The following is a 19,302-nucleotide window of genomic DNA, read 5'->3' as shown; positions in this document are numbered from 1 at the left end:
CCGCTTGTTATCCCGAAACAAGTTCGGGATGACGAAAACAGGGGTTCAGCCGACTTTGGTTTCGGCGCCCAAAATCAACGGATCGGTCTTGCTGATGTCGATGGTCGCCTTGCCGATATTGGGCACATGGCTGCCACGATGCTTGAATTTGCCTTCAACCATGCCACCGGGTGCGATAGTCAGGCTTTGATAGACAACATCGCCCGAAATGCGTGCGCTTGCCTCAATCACCAGATCGCCGGCCTCGATTGAACCATCGACCTTGCCCGAAAGCCGCGCGGTTTCAGCGACAACCTTGCCGCTGATCACGCTGCCTTCGCCTTGAACGAGCGAACCGCAGGTGACATCGCCATTGATCTTGCCGTCGATATGCAGATCGACCTTGGCCGAAAGATTACCGGTGATTTCAACATCCGATGCGATCACCGAAAAAGTATGTCCGCCGCCACGCATGCTGTTACGCCCCTGCGTCGCTGCGACCGGTGCGGCTTCCGGCGACGGCTTGGATTTCGAGAACATCGGGATTGGCCTCCAGAAATTTAAGCGGGTTGATAGCGGACCCGTTGATACGCACTTCAAAGTGCAAATGCGAGCCGGTTGAACGGCCGGTTGAACCCATACGACCAATCTGGTCGCCGCGTTTCACGTCCTGCCCGAGCGATGCGGTAAAGCCGCTCATATGGGCATAGCGGGTGACAAGGCCATTGGCATGGGTGATTTCGATGCAATTGCCATAGCCACCCTGCCATCCGGCGGAGGTGATCTTGCCGTCGGCTGCTGCCAGGATCGGGGTGCCGATGGGGCCTTTGAAATCAAGGCCAGCATGCATTGCAGCACTGCCAGTGAAGGGATCGGAGCGATAGCCGAAACGGCTCGACATCAGGCCGACCGCTGCCGGCATGCTGGTGGGGATGCCAGCCAGCGCCATCTCCATCGCTTCCATCCGCTCAAGCGCGGTCAGCATGCGGGTGAAGCGCGGGTCGCGGACCTGCTTTTGCTTTTTGCCGAAGAAGGGGATGAAAGGGCCGCCCATGCCTTGCTTGGCTTCGCGGGCGAGCTGGTCCGGATTGAGGCCGAACTGGCGGATTGCACCTTCGGCTTTTTGCGACCGCGCCACGGCAATCTGCGTCATGCGTTCGGCAAAGGCGATCTGGCGGGCTTCGAGCTGTGCAAGCTGAGCGGCTTCGGGAACGGCAAGGCCAATTTTCTTTGCGGTTTCCGCAGCTTCACCTTGGGCAGGCGCAGCGGCATCCGCAGCGGGCATGTCACCAAAATGTTCTTCAAATGCGCTTTCCATGACCTTCTGGCGCGCTTCCAGATCGCTGGCGACCGCTTCCATATCGTCGCGATATTTGGCGACGCGTTCTTCGGCGGTTTCGATCTTTTCCTGCTTGGCAGTCAACATCATGCGCTCTGCCGACACGCTAACCTGATTGATCATCATGCCGAGCGTAACGATCAGCCACACGCCTACGACGCCCGCAATTGTTCCTGCGACCCGGCGCTGCAATTTTGCACTGATTTTGATGAACCGGACTTGCCCGTTCGACCGCATGAAAAACTCACGATCAACGAACCATCCGGCCACCCGGTTTTTCCAACCGGTGAACTTGGCCATTTGCGACACGACCCACCCCGTTTTTATTTGCTGGCGGGCGCTTAGCAGAGCGATTTGCCGCTGACGAATCGCTTTATTGTGACTCGTGCCGAGTTGGTGGAGTCGTGCGGTGAGTTGTGAGTTTTTACATGAAATCGGATTCTAGCCTATGCTGAGCACCCGGCAAGCACTCGCCAGAATCGAACAAAAACATAAATTTTACAGATACATATTACGAATCAACGCAAGACGCGTAAAATTCCGCCGGAAATGCAGGATTCTGCGGCTTTCGCTTCGCTGTCGGGCGCTCTAGGAAGCAAAACGATGAGTGAAGATGCCACCCAGATTGTCGCCGCTATGACGGCTAAAGCCCGTGCGTCCGCGCGCATAGTTGCGCGTGCCAGCGATGCGCAGAAAGCCGAAGCGTTGTTGGCTGCTGCTACAGCTTTGCGTGCCGCTGCACCGACGATTTTGAAAGCCAATGCGATCGACATGGAGGCTGGTGCGGCAAACGGCCTGTCGGCGGCAATGCTTGACCGGCTGAAACTGGATGAAGGCCGGATCGAGGGTATCGCCTCGGCTGTCGAGCAGGTCGCGCATCTGGCCGATCCAGTCGGGCAGGTGATTGACCGTAGCGAACGGCCCAATGGCCTTGTCATGGAGCGCGTCCGTGTGCCCGTCGGTGTGCTCGCGATCATCTATGAAAGTCGCCCCAATGTGACTGCCGATGCCGCTGCACTCGGGCTGCGTTCGGGCAATGCGGTGATCCTGCGCGGTGGCAGCGAAGCGGTGCACAGCAACCGTGCGATCCACGCGGCGATGGTTGAAGGCATTGTCAAAGCGGGTCTTCCCGCCGATGCGGTACAACTCGTTCCAACGCAGGACCGTGCGGCTGTCGGCGCCCTCTTGAAGGCGCAGGGGCAGATTGACATGGTGATCCCGCGCGGCGGCAAGTCGTTGGTGGCACGCGTGCAGGATGAGGCCCGCGTTCCCGTGCTCGCGCATCTCGATGGCATCTGCCATACTTATATTCACGCCAAGGCCGATCCGGCGATGGCGGAGGCGATAGCGGTCAACGCCAAGATGCGTCGCACCGGTATTTGTGGAGCGACCGAAACGGTGCTGATCGATCAGGATTATCCCGAACCCGCGCGGCTGATCGGCGCTTTGCTTGACGCGGGCTGTGAAGTGCGCGCCGACGACATGCTGATGGAACTTGATGCCCGCACAGTGCCGGTGAGTGAAGAGGATTGGGGTACTGAATATCTCGACGCCATTGTATCGGCAAAGATGGTGTCGGGCGTCGATGAGGCGATCGAACATATTGCCCGCTATGGCTCGCAGCACACTGAAAGCATCATCACCAATGACTCAGCGGCGGCGGCAGACTTCCTTTCGGGCGTGGACAGCGCGATTGTGATGCACAATGCCTCGACGCAATATGCCGATGGCGGTGAATTCGGCCTGGGCGCTGAAATCGGCATTGCCACCGGTAGGCTGCACGCACGTGGCCCGGTCGCACTCGAAGGGCTGACCACCTATAAGTGGCTGGTACACGGCTCGGGACAGACGCGGCCCTAAATGCTGACCGGCCTTCTCGGCGGATCGTTCAACCCGGCGCATGGCGGGCATCGTTCGATCAGCCTGTTCGCGCTCGACGCGCTTGATCTGGATGAAATCTGGTGGCTGGTTTCTCCCGGAAACCCGCTAAAGGCCCATGCGAAAGACATGGCCTCGCACAAGGCACGGCTTGCTTCGGCCAAAAAAATGGCCCGCCGCGCGCCGATCCGCGCCACCGCGGTCGAAGCGCAAATGGGAACGCGTTACACCATCGATACGCTGCGCAAGCTGGTTCGCCGCTATCCCAAGCGTCGCTTCATCTGGATCATGGGAGCGGACAATGTGGCAAATTTCACACGCTGGCGCCGCTGGCGCGACATCGCCCGTTTAATGCCGATTGCGGTTATCGCCCGTCCGGGCTATGAGATGCATGCTGTTGCGGGCCCCGCAATGGCCTGGCTCAGGCGGTATGTCCGGCGTCCGGACCAGCGGCTTAATTGGACGATGTGGAGCACACCGGCGCTTGTATTCCTGCGCTTTCGCCCCGATCCACGCTCGGCCACGGCGGTTCGCCAGGCCAACCCTCTTTGGCATCGCGACTATGACGGCAAGCGCGTCATCGACGGCGTTACCCACAATGTTTTGTATTAAGGAGCAATTTTGATAGAACTCGCTACAGTCCCCGGCGGCAAGGCCGCAAAAAAGGGACCTGTCCTGCAGCCTGACGAACTGCACAAACTCATCCTCCAGTCGCTCGACGACGATCAGGCGCAAGAGGTCGTTTCCATCCCGCTTCAAGGCAAGAGCAGCATCGCCGACTATATGGTCGTGGCGAGTGGCCGTTCGAGTCGACAAGTGGCTTCGATGGCGCAGAAGCTTGCCGAAAGAATCAAAAAGGCAGGGCGCAACGCGCATATCGAGGGCTTGCCGAGCGCCGATTGGGTGCTGATCGATGCCGAAGATGTTGTCGTGCACCTGTTCCGGCCCGAAGTGCGCAGCTTCTACAATCTTGAACGGATGTGGGGCTTCGGCGACGCGCCCGAGGCACTGAACGCCTGATTAAATAGGGACTGTCCCTATTTATCGAGAGGGGACCGCCATGCGGCTGCACATTATCGCGCGCGGCAAGATCGGGCGCTCCCCCGAAAGCGAGCTTGTTGACCGCTATCTAAAGCGCCTTACATGGCCGTACAAACTCACAGAATTGCCGGATCGCGGTGGAAATGTGCCACCTGCAGAACGGGGCAGCCGGACAGTGCTGCTCGATGAAAAGGGCGACCATCTCTCTTCAATGGATCTCGCCAAATTGCTCGAACGCTGGCGCGACGAAGGCGTCGCCGAAGTACGCTTTTGCCTTGGGGCTGCGGACGGTTTTGACGATGCAGACCGTGCTGTTGCCGATAAGCTGATTGCTTTTGGCCGGGCAACATGGCCGCACCTGATGGCGCGCGCGATGCTCGCTGAACAGCTCTATCGGGCAACATCGATACTTGCCAACCACCCCTATCATCGCGAAGGATAGCTTCATGGGGTGGCAAAGGCTTTTCTTGGCGACTTTGGGTTTGAGCGGGTTGCTGACCGCAGCCGCTGCCGGGCAGAGCGATGTCGATGCCCTGCGCGAAGCCAAGAAGCGCGCGGCCGCGGCCGAAGCGCGCAGCGAAACGCTGCGTCAGGAAGCTGCCAATGCCGAAGCAACCGCCGACCGGTTGGTCGCCCGCCGTGCCGCGCTCGGGGCTGAAATCGATGCGGCCAGTGCACAGATCGCTACCGCACGCGCCAGAATCGCCGTCATTTCCAGACGCCAGCGTGCGCAGGCTGCCCTGCTCGGCGAAGCCAATGCGCCAATGTTGCGCCTCAACGCATTGTTGCAGAACATGACCCGTCAGCCGGTGTCGCTGTTGCTCGCACGGCCCGGCGACCGCCGCGATTATGTCCGCCTGCGTGCGGCCATGGCGTCGATCGAGCCTGTCATAGCCAGCCGAACTTCGGCCTTGCGCGATCAGATGGAGATCCAGCGCGAATTGCAGAAGCAGGAGCGTGTCGCGATAACCGCACTCGGCAAGGCGCGTCTGGACCTTGCCAGCCGCAGTAAGGCGCTGGCTGCACTCGAAAGCGATAGTCGCGGCAAGGCGCTCAGCCTCAATGCAGACGCTGCCATCGAGTTCGAGCGCGCCATTGGGCAAGGCGAACGTGCCCGCGATCTTGTCGAGCGCATCGACGCTGATCGGGAGAGCGGCCAAATTGCGGCAGAGCTCGCTGAATATTCCGGTCCGCAGCCGAGGCTGGGCGGTGGCAAAGCCCGATCCGAATCTGCCGGAGCCTTCATCCTGCCCGCTCGCGGGCGCGTCGTTTCGGGCTTCGGTGAACTCAACCCGACTGGCTATCGTGAGCGTGGCATCCGTCTGGCAGTCGAACCGGGCGCGCGGGTCGTCGCTCCTGCTGCAGGAAAAGTGACATTTGCGGGCCGCTATCGCAGTTTCGGCAACATCGTGATCGTCGAACATGGTAATGGCTGGGCAACCCTTGTTACCGGGATTGAGCGGCTGGGCGTTGAAGCGGGATCGCAAGTGCGCCAGGGCAGTATAATCGGTAAAGCGGGCGACGAAGAACCTGAAATCATGGTGGAATTGCGCCGCAACGGACGGCTTATCGATATTGCAGCGCTGCTCGGCTGACCCGCAGGCGGCTGTCAGCAAAGGTTCATGCTATCGTCAGCAAATTGTCGCTTGTCGGCAGTTAACCCTCTTTCGTGGTAAATAGGCTTTCACCATATAGCGGGGGCACGATATAGCCGACGCTACCGAAATGGACTCGGTTTGGCAGGAAAGAACGCGATGAAGAGCAAGCTTCTCACCACCGGAATTACCGCTTTTGTTGTGGGCGCGCTCGCGTCAACCTCAATCGGTGCACAGCAGCGCAAGGACGATCCGCTGCGCGATATGGACGAGTTCATCGCGGTCTATAAAAAGGTGCGCGCCAATTATGTCGACAAGGTCGATGACGAGCAGCTGATGAAGGGCGCGATACAGGGGATGCTCAACACCCTCGATCCGCACAGCGCATTTCTGGATGAAAGCAATTTTCGCGACCTGCAGACCCAGATCGAAGGCGAATATGGCGGCCTCGGTCTGTCGGTGACGCAGGAGGACGGCGCGATCAAGGTTATCGCCCCCACCGCAGACACTCCGGCTGACAAGGCCGGTATCAAGGCTGGCGACTATATCACCCATCTTGACGGCGAACTGATTGTCGGCGGAACGGTCGACGATGCGGTCAACCGGATGCGCGGCACGCCCGGCACGTCAATCAAGCTCACCATCTTTCGCCCCGGTCGCGACGAGCCGTTCGACCTTACCATCACCCGTGCGATCATCGACCTGAAGCCGGTGAAGTGGGAGGTGAAGGACAAGATCGGCGTAATCACCATAACCGGCTTCTCGGAAGAAACCGGTGAGGATGTGGTCGCCGCGATCAAGGGCATTGAGCGTCAGCTGGGCGGCAAGCCGCAAGGCTATGTGGTCGATCTGCGTTCCAACCCCGGCGGCATCTTGGAAGAGGCCGTCAAGGTGTCCGACGCTTTCCTCGACAAGGGTGAAATCGTCTCCGAACGTGGCCGCGACAAGGTGGTCGTCAACCGCTGGTTCGCCGAACAGGCGGTCAAGGGCGATGTGACGGGCGGCAAACCGGTGATTGTGCTGGTCGATGCCGGATCGGCCTCGGCCTCCGAAATCGTTGCGGGTGCATTGCAGGATCATCGCCGTGCGCTGGTCATGGGTGAGCGCAGTTTTGGCAAGGGCTCCGTGCAAAACGTGCTGCCGCTCTCGCGCGAAACCGGTCTGCGCTTGACGGTTGCCCGTTATCACTTGCCGTCGGGCCGCTCGGTGCAGGAAGGCGGGGTGAAGCCCGATGTGGCAGTGCCGCAGATTTCCGATCCCGATTACCGCAAGCGCGTCGCCGTGCGCGAATCCGACCTGCGTCGCCACTTGGTCAACGAGAATTTGGCCGATGACAAAAGTCTGGAAAGTGATGGCAAGGACGATCCGCGCTTTTCCCAATCGGCGGAAGAGCTGAAAAAGCAGGGCATCGAGGATTTCCAGCTTCACTATGCGATGCAAACCATCGCGCGTCTGGGCACCAGTACGCGCCTTGCAAACACCCAAGCCAAGACTGGCAAGCGCAATTAGGATATCCGCATTCCTTGCCATTCGAATGTCGTCACCCCCGCGAAGGCGGGGGTCCATCACCGTCCGTTGAAATTTGGACAGCAGGTGATGGATTGTTCTCCGATCACTTCGTTTCCCGCCTTCGCGGGAATGACGATTTCATTTCATAAAATCTTGGTCTAATCACCAACCCATGACCGGTTTCGATCGTGCGCGCTGGCTGGCGCTTCTGCTTCCATTGGGGCTCCTCGGCGGGGCCTATGCATCGCAATATATTGGCGGGCTCTATCCGTGTGAGATGTGCTGGTGGCAACGCTGGCCACATTTTGCCGCCTTGCCGCTGGCGCTGGCGGCGTTTGTTGCGAGTGGCCAAGGGCTCCGCAAAACATTGGTCCTGCTCGCAGCACTCGCCATCCTGACCAGCGGTCTGATTGGCGGCTATCATGCCGGGGTCGAATATGGCTGGTGGGAAGGAATCACCACCTGCTCCTCCACAGTGGCACCGGGCAGTGGCAAGGAAGTGCTGGACGCCATCCTCAACGCCCCGCTGATCCGCTGTGACATTGCACCGTGGACGCTGTTCGGCATATCGCTCGCAGGATATAATTTCCTGATTTCGACATTTGGCGCCTTCGCCATTTTCGGGCTTTTACGTAAGGGAGCGCAGGCATGATTGCCAATCAGGCTTCGGCAAAGGCCAGCATGATCCGTGTCGATCAGGCGGGCGAATATGGTGCCACCCGCATTTACGCCGGCCAGCTGGCGATGTTGGGTGATCGCCACCCGATGGGCCGCGAAATCGCGCATATGGCCGAGCAGGAGCGGCGGCATCTCGACGCCTTCGACCGCATCATGGCCGAACGCGGCGTGCGCCCGACAGCATTGCAACCCTTTTGGAATGTCGCGGGTTTTGCGCTGGGGGCGGTGACCGCTGCTATCGGGCCTGAAGCCGCGATGGCCTGCACCGTGGCGGTTGAGACCGAAATCGACGCCCATTATCGAGAGCAGCTTGCCGAACTGGGGGATAGTGATCCGGCGTTGTCCAGCATGATTGAGGAATTCCGGCAGGAAGAAGTCGAGCATAAAGAAGCAGCACTCGCGGCCGGGGCCGAACGGGCCCCTGTCTATCCATTGATGAGCGCTGCAATCCGCTTAGGCTGTCGCGCGGCAATAGCCCTTTCAAAACGGATTTGACCCTGGTCAATGCATGGCCCGATTTCATTTGCCATTCAGACTACAGGGCCTAAGCCCAAGGCAGATATTGGAGTAAATTGATGACTTTTCGCTCGTCCCTGATCCTTAGCGCTGCCTTGGCGCTGATGGCTGCCCCCGCTTTCGCGCAGGAGGCCGAGGCCCCTACTGCATCACCCGATGCCGAAAAGATCAACATGGTCATCGTCTATGGCGAGGATAAATGCGAGGAAAGCAGCGCGGATACGATCAATGTCTGCGCACGACTTTCCGAAGGCGATCGTTATCGTATTCCGACCCCGCTGCGTGACGATATCAACGATCCCCGCAAAGAAGCCTGGACCAACCGTGTGATCGCCTATGAATATGTTGGACGCGAAGGCACGATGAGCTGCTCGCCCACTGGCGGCGGTGGGTTCACCGGCTGCGGGCTCAAGGAAATCGACCGGGCTTATGCTGAAAAAGAGCAAGATCCCGGTTTGGCCTTTGGCCGCATGATTGCCGCCGAGCGCAAAAAGCGCCTGTCTGCTATCGATGCCGAGGCAGAGTTGGTTGAGCAGCGTGTACAGCAGTTCGAAAAGGAACGCGCGGAACGCGAGGCACGTATGCAGGCAGAAGCTGACGCCGCTGCTGAAAAAGAATTGCAGGACAGCGCGCTGCCGCAGCCGAAATAAGCGCTGCGGCCCTAGTCCGCCAGCAAGCCCCGCATGATCAGCGCGATCGTATGCTCGCGATAGGCGTCGCGCATCTCGGGAGAAATGTCGTGTTGGTCATAGCAATGGCGTAAAACCAACCGTGCCGAGAAAAAGCGGTCGGCGGCCCCCGTCACCGAGAAATAGAATAGCTGTGGATCGACAGGGCGGAACTTGCCGGCCTTCACGCCTTCCTCGATCAGCACGTCATAAGCATCGGAGAGCGGCTTCAGATAGCGCTCGGCGATCCTTGCGGCCTCAATCGGTGCGGCATCGCGCACCATGCGCATCATCAGGCGGTTGAGATAGGGGAAGGTATAATAAGTGTCGATCACCCCGCTGATATGGCGGCGAAGCTTTTCCTCCGGCGGCATGTCCTTTGCCACGAGCGCATTGAGTTCGACCACAATCTTGCCCATGTCGCGATCGAGCAGGGCCAGCATCAGCCCGTTCTTGTTGCCGAAATAATATTTGACCAGCGCGCTGTTCAGCCCGGCACGTAAGGACAATTCGGACAGCGAAAGATCGATGGTATCGCCTTCGCGCATGATCTGGCTTGCCGCTTCGAGCAGTTGCTCACGCGCGCCGCTTTGCGCTTCATTGGCGCTGGCTAGTTTCTGACCGTTTGTCGCCACGGCTTTACTCCCCCGGGGTAGAGGGTCGGGCTTGATATCCCGACCCCTTAATCAATCATTTATATACCGGTTCTTCCCACCAAGGGAAGAAGTCTGGCATGTCTGTGGATACTTTGTCCGGATAATTGGGCGGGCGCTTTTCAAGGAAGCTGGCAATGCCCTCTTTGGCATCACCCGAACGCGACCGGCGATAGATGGCGCGGCTGTCAATCTTGTGCGCTTCCATCGGGTGCGGCTGGGCGGCATTGCGCCACAACATATGACGGGTCAGCGCGACCGAAACGGGTGCGGTGTTGTCCGCGATTTCACGGGCCAGCTTGCGGGCCTCGGCGAGCAGTTCATCTGCCGGATGCACCGAGCGGACGAGACCGCCCCGTAGCGCTTCCTGCGCATCAAAGATGCGGCCGGTGTAGCACCATTCCAGTGCCTGTTGCGGGCCGACTAGGCGCGGCAGGAACCAGCTTGAGGCAGCTTCGGGCACGATGCCGCGACGGGCAAAGACAAAACCGAAACGAGCGGTTTCGCTGGCAAGGCGGATGTCCATGGCAAGCTGCATGGTAACGCCGATGCCTACGGCTGCGCCATTCACGGCGGCGATCACCGGTTTCTTGCACTGGTAAATGCGCAGGGTCAGCAAACCGCCGCCATCGCGCACGCGGGCATCAGAGAGGTCGCTAACGGCTTCGCCACTGGCAAAGACATGCTTGCCATCATCAGGCGTCAGGTCCGCCCCGGCGCAGAAGGCGCGGTCGCCATGGCCGGTGACGATGACGGCGCGGACATTGTCGTCAGCGTCGATCTCGTCAAAGGCCGAAATCATCTCGTTCATCATCGTGCCGGTGAAGGCATTCATCTTGTCAGGCCGGTGCAGCGTGATCGTCGCAACGCCATTGTCCACTTCGTATAATATCTGGGTGTAATTGCTCATTCGGGCATCCTCTTGGAAAAAAGAAACCCCCCTCGCAGCGCGAGAGGGGTGTCATGGAAAGCAGGCCTGTCGGCTGCTTTCGAATCTCCCGCATGCGGGAGCAAAAGGTAAATCAACGCGGAGCCATGCGGATGGCGCCGTCGAGGCGGACGTCTTCGCCGTTGAAATAGCCATTCTCGATCATCAGCATGGCGAGAGCAGCATATTCTTCCGGGTTGCCGAGACGCTTCGGATAGGGAACCGATGCACCCAGAGCATCCTTCACCGGCTGCGGCGCAGCGGCGAGCAGCGGGGTGTTGAAGATACCCGGCAGGATGGTGTTGACGCGAATGGCTTCGTTCGAAAGGTCGCGCGCGATCGGCAGGGTCATGCCGACAACGCCGGCCTTCGACGCCGAATAGGCAGCCTGACCGATCTGGCCGTCTTCAGCCGCAACCGAAGCGGTGTTGACGATGGCACCACGATCGCCATCAGCCTGCGGCTCGAGTGTCAGCATACCGGCAGCCGACTTGGCGATGCAACGGAATGTGCCGATCAGGTTGATCTGGATGATCCATTCAAAAGCCGAAACCGGGAAGTGCTTGATCGAGCCATCTTCCTTTGAACGGCTGGCGGTTTTGATCGCGTTGCCGGTACCGGCGCAGTTGACGAGGATGCGTTCCTGGCCGTGCGCTGCACGTGCCTTGGCGAACGCGGCATCGACTTCTTCTTCGCTGGTCACATTGACCTTGCAGAATACGCCGCCCAGTTCGGCGGCCATGGCGTTGCCCTTTTCTTCGTTAAGGTCGAAAATCGCAACTTTGACGCCCTTTGCAGCGAGCGAACGTGCGGTTGCAGCGCCGAGGCCCGATGCGCCGCCGGTTACGACTGCTGCGACGGATGAGTCGAGTATCATTCTAATTTCCTTCTAGATCGTCGCCCCGGCGAAGGCCGGGGCCGTTGGAGGTTAATTCAATGGGTTTTGGGTAAACCGATAGCGGCCCCGGCCTTCGCCGGGGCGACGACGGTTAAAGCCGTTCGATGATTGTGACGTTGGCCTGGCCACCGCCTTCGCACATTGTCTGCAGGCCATATTTGCCACCCTTGGCATCCAGAACGCCGAGCAGCGTTGCCATCAGCTTTGTGCCCGAAGCGCCGAGCGGGTGGCCGAGTGCGATCGCGCCGCCATGGACGTTGAGGCGATCATGCGATGCGCCGAGATATTTCAGCCATGCAAGCGGAACCGGGGCAAAGGCTTCGTTGACTTCATAGGCGTCGATATCTTCGATTTTGATGCCGGCTTTCTTCAACGCCTTTTCGGTGGCGAACAGCGGCTCTTCGAGCATGATGATCGGGTCACCTGCCGTCACCGAGATGTGGTGGATGCGCGCGCGCGGCGTCAGGCCATGATCCTTGAGGGCCTGTTCCGAAACGATCAAAGCGGCCGATGCGCCGTCGCAAATCTGCGAGCTGGTGGCAGCCGTGATCGAGCCACCTTCCTGCAGCAATTTGACGCTGGAGATGCTCTCCATCGTGGCGTCGAAACGGATGCCTTCGTCGACCAGATGCACTTCCTTGCCTTCGGGGGTTTCGATTTCGATGCCGACGATTTCATTCTTGAAATGGCCTGCTTCGGTCGCCGCCTTGGCACGCTGATGGCTGGCGAGCGCAAAAGCGTCGAGATCGTCCTTGGTAAAGCCGTGCTTCTTGACGATCATTTCAGCGCCCGCGAACTGGCTGAACATGATGCCGGGGAATTTCTCTTCGAGGCGCGGCGACTTATAGTTGCCGAGGCCTTCCTTCATGAACAAGGTCGCGACCGACCCCATCGGCACGCGGGTCATGCTTTCGATGCCGCTGGCAAGCACGATATCCTGCGTGCCCGACATCACGGCCTGGGCCGCAAACATCATTGCCTGCTGCGAAGAACCGCACTGGCGATCGATGGTGACAGCGGGAATGCTGTCGGGCAGTTTCGACGCCAGAACCGCGTTGCGGCCAAGGTCCATTGTCTGCTGACCACCCTGCGAGACGCAGCCGGTGATGACGTCGTCGATCGCTTTGGTGTCGAACTGGTTACGATCGGCAATCGCATCGAACACGGCTGCGCCGAGATCGACCGGGTGCACTCCGGCAAGCTTTCCACCGCGCCGCCCACCGGCGGTACGAACGGCATCGACAATATAAGCTGTGGCCATGACAGGACTCCTTTGTGTGATTTAATCGTGCGATTAAACCGAGTCTGTTCAGGGGTCAATGCCTATAGCGAACATAGGTCATGTTCTTCTGGATGATCAGGCTTTCAAAGCCGCAATGGCTTCCTTTGTGGTCCGGGAATAATTGCCCCAGCGATAGCGATAGGTGCCGATATAGTGCACAAAAGCGGGGCTTTCGGGCATGGGTTCGTCCCAATGGTTGATATAGCGATCATAGGGAAGTTGCACCGGATCGGGATCATTCGCGACCACCCAGTTCGACGCGACCTGTTCGCTACCCCATTGACGCCAGGTGTTGCCGAGCCGCTCGTCCATTTGGCGCGAAAAGCGGGATACGGTGGCGCGACCGTCGCTGCTTTTGGCGAAACCCGCAAAACCGGCACACCCCCGGATATAGCGGCGGCTGTCGGCATCGGGCAGCGTCTTCATTGCTGCTTCGGCATGCGCCTGTACATGATCGGTCGTAGGCCCATCGGCATGGAAAATCTGCGAGATCTCCCGTGCACTTTTGAATCCGTGCTGCGCCTCGTCCAAGCCACCGGCCAGCGTGAAACTGCGGTTGGCATCTATCGCTGCAGCAATTTCGGGAACCGGGCCGGTGGTTACCGTATCCGAATCAAGCTGGATCACGAAATCGTCGTTTCGCCGGTCCAAAATGGACAGCAATCGTTCCCAGCAATTGTCGCGTGGGCAGGGTGCAGTCTCAACATCAGCCTTCACGATGATTTCCGGATTATCGCAGTGCTTGGCCAGAACAGCCTTGTCTTCCGCAGTTAAAGTTCCGTCGTCGAGCAGCACGATTTTTCCGCGGGGTAAGTGGTGATGCAGCGATTTCACCGCGACCAGATAGGGCAGAAGCACGGCGGTACCGATCATCGAAAACAGGATGAGGCCATCGTCTTGCGCCACAATCGGCGGCGTATCCAATATGCCCTGCACCGCGCGCTCATGCGCCCAGCTTCCGGCTTTTCGGCCTATCGCCGTGAGTATTTCCATCAGGGTCAACCGCTATTCCTTGTGCGCAACCTGCCGCACCTAGCCGGTTCCTTAGGCAGAAGCCATTTCGACATGATTAACAATCGCAGGTTTTACACGCGCGGCAATCAGGCTGCCGCCGATAATCAGTGCGGTGCCAATCAAGGTCGTCAACGTGACCGGTTCATTGAAAAATACCCAGCCGAACAGCACAGCCCAGACAAAGGCGGTATATTCGACAGGGATCAAAATCTGCGCCTCTGCCCGCGCATAGGCCCAGCTCATCAGCAGCAGCGAAAATATGGCGAGCGATGCGGCGGTCAGCAGCATCGGAACTTTGGCCACCACCAATGGTGCCAGAAACCAGGGAGCGGCGAGTGCCAATACGGACGCGGTCAACAAATTCTGGAAAAAGGCTATCTCGATCGGTCCCGCTGCCTGTGCCTGCTGTCTTGCCAGAATCAAATTATAGGCGAACAGCACGGCGGAAAAGAGCACGGCAAGCGCCCCCCACAGGGCATCGCTCGAATAATGCCCGCTGAATTTCCCATAAAGGATCACGCCAACCCCTGCGAGCCCGGCGACCGACGCCAATATAGCCTCTCGCCCAATTTTCTCGCCCAGCATGATAGCCGCCAGATACAAAGCAATTACCGGCGCGATGAACGACAAGCCGATGGCTTCAGCCAGCGGCAAACGTGCTATCGCCCAGAAAAAGCTTACAGCCATCCCTGCTACGATGATGCTGCGCCACAGATGCAGCCGCAAATTGTCGCGCGCAGGCCAGCCCTGACCGGTCGCAACGAACAACATGCCTGCTATCAAGGTTCCAGCTAGATTGCGCCACAGTACGGCATTAAAAGCACCAACGCTCAGCGACAGATCCTTCATCGCGGCATCCATCAGCGAAAAGGTTCCCACCCCTGCTGCGGCAACAGCGAAGGCGATTGCAGGGCTGGTGGGGCGCAAAGTCGACATGGGCAACCGCATAGGCATTGCCATGGGTCTTGCCAAGGGTGGCAGGCGCACACTATGTGCAGGGCATTACCATGGACCTCGACCCATTCCCTTGGCTTGATGCGCTGATAATCCTCGCGCTGATCGCCCTCAACGGCGTATTCGCGATGTCCGAGCTGGCCATTGTATCCTCACGCCCGGCCCGGTTGCAGGCGATGGCCGAAGGAGGGAGCAGCGGCGCTGCGGCTGCACTTCATTTGTCAAAAGATCCGGGCAGGTTCCTGTCGACGGTGCAAATCGGTATCACCCTGATTGGCATCATAGCCGGTGCTTATTCGGGCGCGAGCCTTGGCGCACCCACCGGCGAACGCATTGCCCAGCTTGGCCTGGTCAGCGACAAATGGGCGATGAATATCGGTTTTGGGCTTGTCATCGGTGCTACGACTTTTGCGTCTTTGGTCATCGGCGAACTGGTGCCCAAACAATTCGCGCTGGTGGCGCCCGAACGGATAGCGGCGATAGTCGCACGTCCGATGGAATGGCTGGCCCGGATAGCCGCGCCTTTTGTCTGGTTGCTCGACAAATCGAGTAGCCTGATTTTCAAACTGCTCGGGCTCAACCGCGACAATCGCGACGCGCTGACCACCGAAGAGCTGAAAGTCGTTTTCACCGAGGCAACGCACGCCGGCATCATTGAAGAGCATGAGCATAAGGTGATTTCGGGCGTGGTCCGGCTTGCGGATAGACCCGTGCGCGAAGTGATGACGCCGCGGACGGAAGTTGACACAATTGCAGCGGATGCCAGCGCCGAAACGATCCGTGACCGGCTCTTGAATTCACCGCATACCCGCCTCCCCGTCATGGGTGAGAGCGTCGACGACATTATCGGCGTGGTGCAGGCGCGCGACATTGTTGCCGCCCAGATCGAGGGGCGCCCGCTCGATTTGCGTGCCATGATGCGCAAGGCGGAAATTGTTCCAGACCAGCTAGACGCGATGGATGCACTCGAAATCCTGCGCAAATCGGAAGTTCCGATGTTGCTGGTGCACGACGAATATGGTCATTTCGAAGGTATCGTCACGCCGAATGACCTGCTCGCCGCGATTGCTGGCGAATTTGCATCCGATCAAGAGCAAGGCAGCGCAGCGAATATAGTCACACTCGATGATGGCTCTCTGTTGATTGACGGCGGCATGGCTGCTGACGCTATGGCTCAGGCATTGGATATCCAACTGCCGGAAGATCGGGACTATGCGACCGCTGCGGGGCATGTGCTTCAGATACTCCGCCATTTGCCCGAAGAGGGCGAGAGCTTTGTCGACAATGGCTGGCACTTTGAAGTGGTCGACATGGATGGTCGCAAAATCGACAAATTGCGCGTTCGCAAGGCCGCCGAAAAAGAATGATGTCGCCTGCATTCGGCTGTTTGTCGAAAAGGTGTTTACCCGCATTGTATTCGCCGCTTGCCGCAGTATATCCGTACTATCCGCCTGAAAGGGCGCATAAGTTTCCCTGAGGAGAGCTTTTACATGATCCGCAAACTCACGCTGGCGCTTGCCGTTTCGACTGTTGCTCTGTCGAGCGCCGCCATCGCCAAATCCGCTCCTGCGCCCGTCGCCGACCTCGTGAAAACGGTCAATATCCCCTATGAGAAATTCACCCTCGACAATGGTTTGACGGTGATTGTCCACGAAGACCGCAAGGCACCGGTGGTAGCGGTTTCGATCTGGTATGGCGTTGGTTCCAAGCATGAGCCCAAGGGCCAGACGGGCTTTGCCCATTTGTTTGAACATATCATGTTCAATGGCAGCGAGAATGCGCCCGGCGATTATTTCCAGTACACCAAGCAGATTGGTGCCACCGACCTCAACGGCACGACCTGGCTCGATCGCACCAACTATTTCCAGACCGTCCCGACCAGCGCGCTCGAATCCGCGCTTTTCCTTGAAAGCGACCGCATGGGCCACCTGCTTGGCGGCCTGACCGAAGAGTCGGTGAAGACGCAGATCGGCGTTGTTTCCAATGAAAAGCGTCAGGGCGATAACCAGCCTTATGGCTTGGTTGAATATGCCCAGTCGGAAAATCTGTTCCCCGTTGGCCACCCCTATCATCACAATACGATCGGCAGTCTTGAAGATCTGGCGGCTGCCAAGCTTGATGACTTCAAGCAGTGGTTCAAAGATTATTATGGTCCGAACAATTCAGTACTGGTGCTCGCCGGTGATGTGAATGCGGCGCAGGCGAAACCGCTGGTGCAGAAATGGTTCGGCGATGTGGCGCGTGGCCGTGACGTTCCACCAGTCAATGCACCGATCCCGACGCTGGACGCACCCAAAAAGATTGTGCTGAAGGACAAGGTTCCGGCCACGCGTATCTATCGTAACTGGATTGTCCCAGGCCTGGCTGACCCGGATTATACCGCGTTGCGCGCTGGTGCCTCAGTATTGGGTGGCCTCGCAAGCTCGCGCCTCGACAATATTCTGGTTCGCGAAGAGCAAAGCGCGGTTTCGGTCTCCTCCTTCGTTCTGCCTTTCGTTCATGGCAGCCTGTTCTGGGTACAGGCCGATGTGAAGCCCGGCGGTGATGCGGACGCTGTTGCCAAACGGCTTGACGACATCATGGCGGATTTCATCGCCAAGGGGCCGACCGCCGACGAAGTGCAGCGCGTTGCCGCAAGTGAGGCAGCAGGCCGGATTGACGGACTCGAACAGGTTGGCGGCTTTGGCGGCAAGGCCGTCGCGCTCGCCGAAGGACAGCTCTACACTGGCGATGCCGATTATTACAAAAAGGAGCTGGAGCGGCTCGCGGCTTTGAAGCCCGAAACCATTTCCGCCGCCATGCAGAAATGGCTCACGCGTCCGGTGCTGGAAATCCGCGTCGAACCCGGTGAGCGCGAAGCCTATAAGGAAGTCGCATCGGGTTCCGGCGCGCGCACCGGTGGTCTGACCGCACCGGCCTTCTACATGGCGCCGGGCAGCGATGGCCACGCCACTACGGCAGTCAAAGCAGACCGCAGCAAAATGCCGGCACCCGGCGCAACCCCGGCGCTCGATTTTCCGACGGTCGAAACCGGCAAGCTTAAAAACGGCATCAAAGTGCATTTCGCGCGCCGTAATGCCGTCCCCGCTGTACGCATCGCTGTCAGCTTTGACGCGGGCTATGCCGCCGATCCGGCCGACAAGCGCGGCGTTTCGAACATCATGGGCAATTTGCTGTCGGAAGGCACTCTGACATTGAACGCAACGCAGCTTGCGGAAACCGAAGAACGTCTGGGGGCCGATATCAATGTGGCCTCGGCGCAGGACCGGACCGTCGCGTCGCTGCGTGCGGTGAAACCGAATCTGGCCGCATCCATCGATTTGCTGGCCGATGTGGTCAAGAATCCAGCCTTCGCCGAAAAGGATCTGGAACGCGTCCGCGTCCAACAGCTTACACGCATCGCGGGCGAGAAGAACCAGCCACAAGGTTTGGCGCTGCGTGCGTTGCCGGAAATCATTTACGGCAAGGCGCACCCCTATGGCGGTTCGCAAACGGGGACGGGTGATGAAGCAGCGGTGCGTACGTTGACGCGTGCTGATGTGGTGTCCTTCCACCAAAGCTGGATCCATCCGGCGAAGGCAGAAATCTTTGTCGTCGGTGATACCTCGCTCAAGGAAATCACCAAATTGCTCAACAAGCAGTTCGGCAACTGGAAACCGAAAGCGAGCGCGGCTCCGGCCAAGAATTTCGCTGTTGCCCTTCCAGAAGCGAAAGCGCGCATTGTCCTGATCGACCGGCCCAATTCGCCACAGTCGTTCATCCTTGGTGGCAAGGTGCTGGACGCCAAGGGCAGCGATGATCTGTTGCCGTTGCGCAGCGCCAACGAGATTTTCGGCGGTGATTTCACCTCTCGCATCAACATGGATCTGCGTGAAACCAAGGGTTGGTCTTACGGGGTGCGTTCGCAAGTCGGTGGCAATGAAGACCGCGTGCCGTTCCTAATTTTTGCGCCGGTGCAGACCAACCAGACGGGGCCGTCGCTGGGCGTGCTGTTGAGCCAGGCGCGAGACTTTGTGACGAGCAAGCCGATAACCAAGGAAGAGCGTGACACGACTGTGGTCAGCAATGTTCTCGAACTTCCGGGCAGCTATGAGCAATCGGCGGCCGTTCTTGGTCAGATGCGCGCCGATGCGCTGTTCAAACGTCCGTTCGACTATGCCGAAAAGCTGGCTGGAAAATATGCCACTTTGACCCCGGAAAGCATGACAGCCGAGTTCAAATCCAAGATCAACCCTGACAAGATGAGCTGGGTCGTGGTAGGCGATGCGGCCAAGGTAAAGCCGCAATTGGAGGCGCTTGGATTGCCGGTTGAAATGCAATCCGAAGCTGCTAAGCCTACTGACACCAATGCAAATTAACACCTGAATCAA

The 19,302-nt window shown here is 58.9% G+C and carries 19 protein-coding genes; 11 read left to right on the top strand and 8 right to left on the bottom strand.

What is annotated here, in order from left to right:
- Positions 1-45: 45 nt before the first annotated feature.
- Entirely contained in the window at positions 46-519 is a 474-nt protein-coding gene (locus tag PKC81_RS01365) for a polymer-forming cytoskeletal protein (protein ID WP_324332832.1), read from the bottom strand.
- On the bottom strand, positions 458-1,618 hold the full coding sequence (locus PKC81_RS01360; protein WP_324332831.1) for a M23 family metallopeptidase: 1,161 nt from the start codon (positions 1,616-1,618) through the stop codon (positions 458-460). Before PKC81_RS01360 ends, PKC81_RS01365 begins: the two co-directional genes overlap by 62 nt.
- Positions 1,619-1,921: 303 nt before the next feature.
- Here PKC81_RS01360 and PKC81_RS01355 point away from each other — a divergent pair, with 303 nt between their 5' ends.
- From PKC81_RS01355 to PKC81_RS01315, 9 genes are all read left to right on the top strand, one after another.
- Positions 1,922-3,178 carry a glutamate-5-semialdehyde dehydrogenase gene (locus PKC81_RS01355; RefSeq protein WP_324332830.1) on the top strand — a complete coding sequence of 419 codons (1,257 nt, stop codon included), beginning with the start codon at positions 1,922-1,924 and terminating at the stop codon, positions 3,176-3,178.
- Positions 3,179-3,808, top strand: a complete 630-nt coding sequence (locus PKC81_RS01350; RefSeq protein WP_324332829.1) for a nicotinate-nucleotide adenylyltransferase — start codon at positions 3,179-3,181, stop codon at positions 3,806-3,808. It abuts the gene before it with no gap.
- A 63-nt stretch (positions 3,809-3,871) separates the two neighbouring features.
- Complete coding sequence (gene rsfS, locus PKC81_RS01345) at positions 3,872-4,216, top strand: ribosome silencing factor (RefSeq protein WP_298604314.1); 345 nt, start codon at positions 3,872-3,874, stop codon at positions 4,214-4,216.
- A gap of 40 nt (positions 4,217-4,256) precedes the next feature.
- Positions 4,257-4,679 carry a 23S rRNA (pseudouridine(1915)-N(3))-methyltransferase RlmH gene (locus tag PKC81_RS01340; protein WP_324332827.1) on the top strand — a complete coding sequence of 141 codons (423 nt, stop codon included), beginning with the start codon at positions 4,257-4,259 and terminating at the stop codon, positions 4,677-4,679.
- Between the two features lie 4 nt (positions 4,680-4,683).
- Positions 4,684-5,832, top strand: coding sequence for a peptidoglycan DD-metalloendopeptidase family protein (locus tag PKC81_RS01335; RefSeq protein ID WP_324332826.1), 1,149 nt, complete (start codon positions 4,684-4,686; stop codon positions 5,830-5,832).
- A 159-nt stretch (positions 5,833-5,991) separates the two neighbouring features.
- Positions 5,992-7,341, top strand: a complete 1,350-nt coding sequence (locus PKC81_RS01330; protein WP_324332825.1) for a S41 family peptidase — start codon at positions 5,992-5,994, stop codon at positions 7,339-7,341.
- 172 nt (positions 7,342-7,513) lie between these two features.
- Positions 7,514-7,993: a disulfide bond formation protein B gene (locus PKC81_RS01325; RefSeq protein ID WP_324332824.1), complete on the top strand. Its 480-nt coding sequence runs from the start codon at positions 7,514-7,516 to the stop codon at positions 7,991-7,993.
- The gene (locus PKC81_RS01320; RefSeq protein WP_324332823.1) at positions 7,990-8,514 is read left to right on the top strand and encodes a demethoxyubiquinone hydroxylase family protein; all 525 of its coding nucleotides are present in this window, start codon (positions 7,990-7,992) and stop codon (positions 8,512-8,514) included. Before PKC81_RS01325 ends, PKC81_RS01320 begins: the two co-directional genes overlap by 4 nt.
- An 80-nt stretch (positions 8,515-8,594) precedes the next feature.
- Entirely contained in the window at positions 8,595-9,185 is a 591-nt protein-coding gene (locus PKC81_RS01315; RefSeq protein ID WP_324332822.1) for a hypothetical protein, read from the top strand.
- A gap of 11 nt (positions 9,186-9,196) precedes the next feature.
- Here PKC81_RS01315 and PKC81_RS01310 read toward each other — a convergent pair whose 3' ends face one another.
- From PKC81_RS01310 to PKC81_RS01285, 6 genes are all read right to left on the bottom strand, one after another.
- A complete protein-coding gene (locus tag PKC81_RS01310) occupies positions 9,197-9,838 on the bottom strand; it encodes a TetR family transcriptional regulator (protein ID WP_324332821.1) in 642 nt (213 codons plus the stop codon).
- A gap of 55 nt (positions 9,839-9,893) precedes the next feature.
- A complete protein-coding gene (locus tag PKC81_RS01305; protein ID WP_324332820.1) occupies positions 9,894-10,766 on the bottom strand; it encodes a crotonase/enoyl-CoA hydratase family protein in 873 nt (290 codons plus the stop codon).
- Positions 10,767-10,878: 112 nt separating this feature from the next.
- Positions 10,879-11,661, bottom strand: coding sequence for an SDR family NAD(P)-dependent oxidoreductase (locus tag PKC81_RS01300; protein WP_324332819.1), 783 nt, complete (start codon positions 11,659-11,661; stop codon positions 10,879-10,881).
- Positions 11,662-11,773: 112 nt separating this feature from the next.
- Positions 11,774-12,943 (bottom strand): acetyl-CoA C-acetyltransferase, encoded by a 1,170-nt coding sequence (locus tag PKC81_RS01295; RefSeq protein ID WP_324332818.1) that lies wholly within the window; start codon positions 12,941-12,943, stop codon positions 11,774-11,776.
- Positions 12,944-13,039: 96 nt separating this feature from the next.
- Positions 13,040-13,957: a hypothetical protein gene (locus tag PKC81_RS01290; protein WP_324332817.1), complete on the bottom strand. Its 918-nt coding sequence runs from the start codon at positions 13,955-13,957 to the stop codon at positions 13,040-13,042.
- A 51-nt stretch (positions 13,958-14,008) separates the two neighbouring features.
- The gene (locus PKC81_RS01285; RefSeq protein ID WP_324332816.1) at positions 14,009-14,914 is read right to left on the bottom strand and encodes a DMT family transporter; all 906 of its coding nucleotides are present in this window, start codon (positions 14,912-14,914) and stop codon (positions 14,009-14,011) included.
- 71 nt (positions 14,915-14,985) lie between these two features.
- On the opposite strand from PKC81_RS01285, the gene PKC81_RS01280 reads away from it, so the two are divergent.
- Entirely contained in the window at positions 14,986-16,299 is a 1,314-nt protein-coding gene (locus PKC81_RS01280) for a hemolysin family protein (protein ID WP_324332815.1), read from the top strand.
- A 123-nt stretch (positions 16,300-16,422) separates the two neighbouring features.
- A complete protein-coding gene (locus PKC81_RS01275) occupies positions 16,423-19,290 on the top strand; it encodes a pitrilysin family protein (protein ID WP_324332814.1) in 2,868 nt (955 codons plus the stop codon).
- Positions 19,291-19,302 lie beyond the last annotated feature (12 nt).

The organism is Sphingorhabdus sp. (assembly GCF_035329025.1).
In the GTDB taxonomy this organism is placed as follows: domain Bacteria; phylum Pseudomonadota; class Alphaproteobacteria; order Sphingomonadales; family Sphingomonadaceae; genus Sphingorhabdus_B.
Note: the sequence above shows the minus strand (reverse complement) of the source record. Positions and strands in the feature narration are given on the sequence as shown.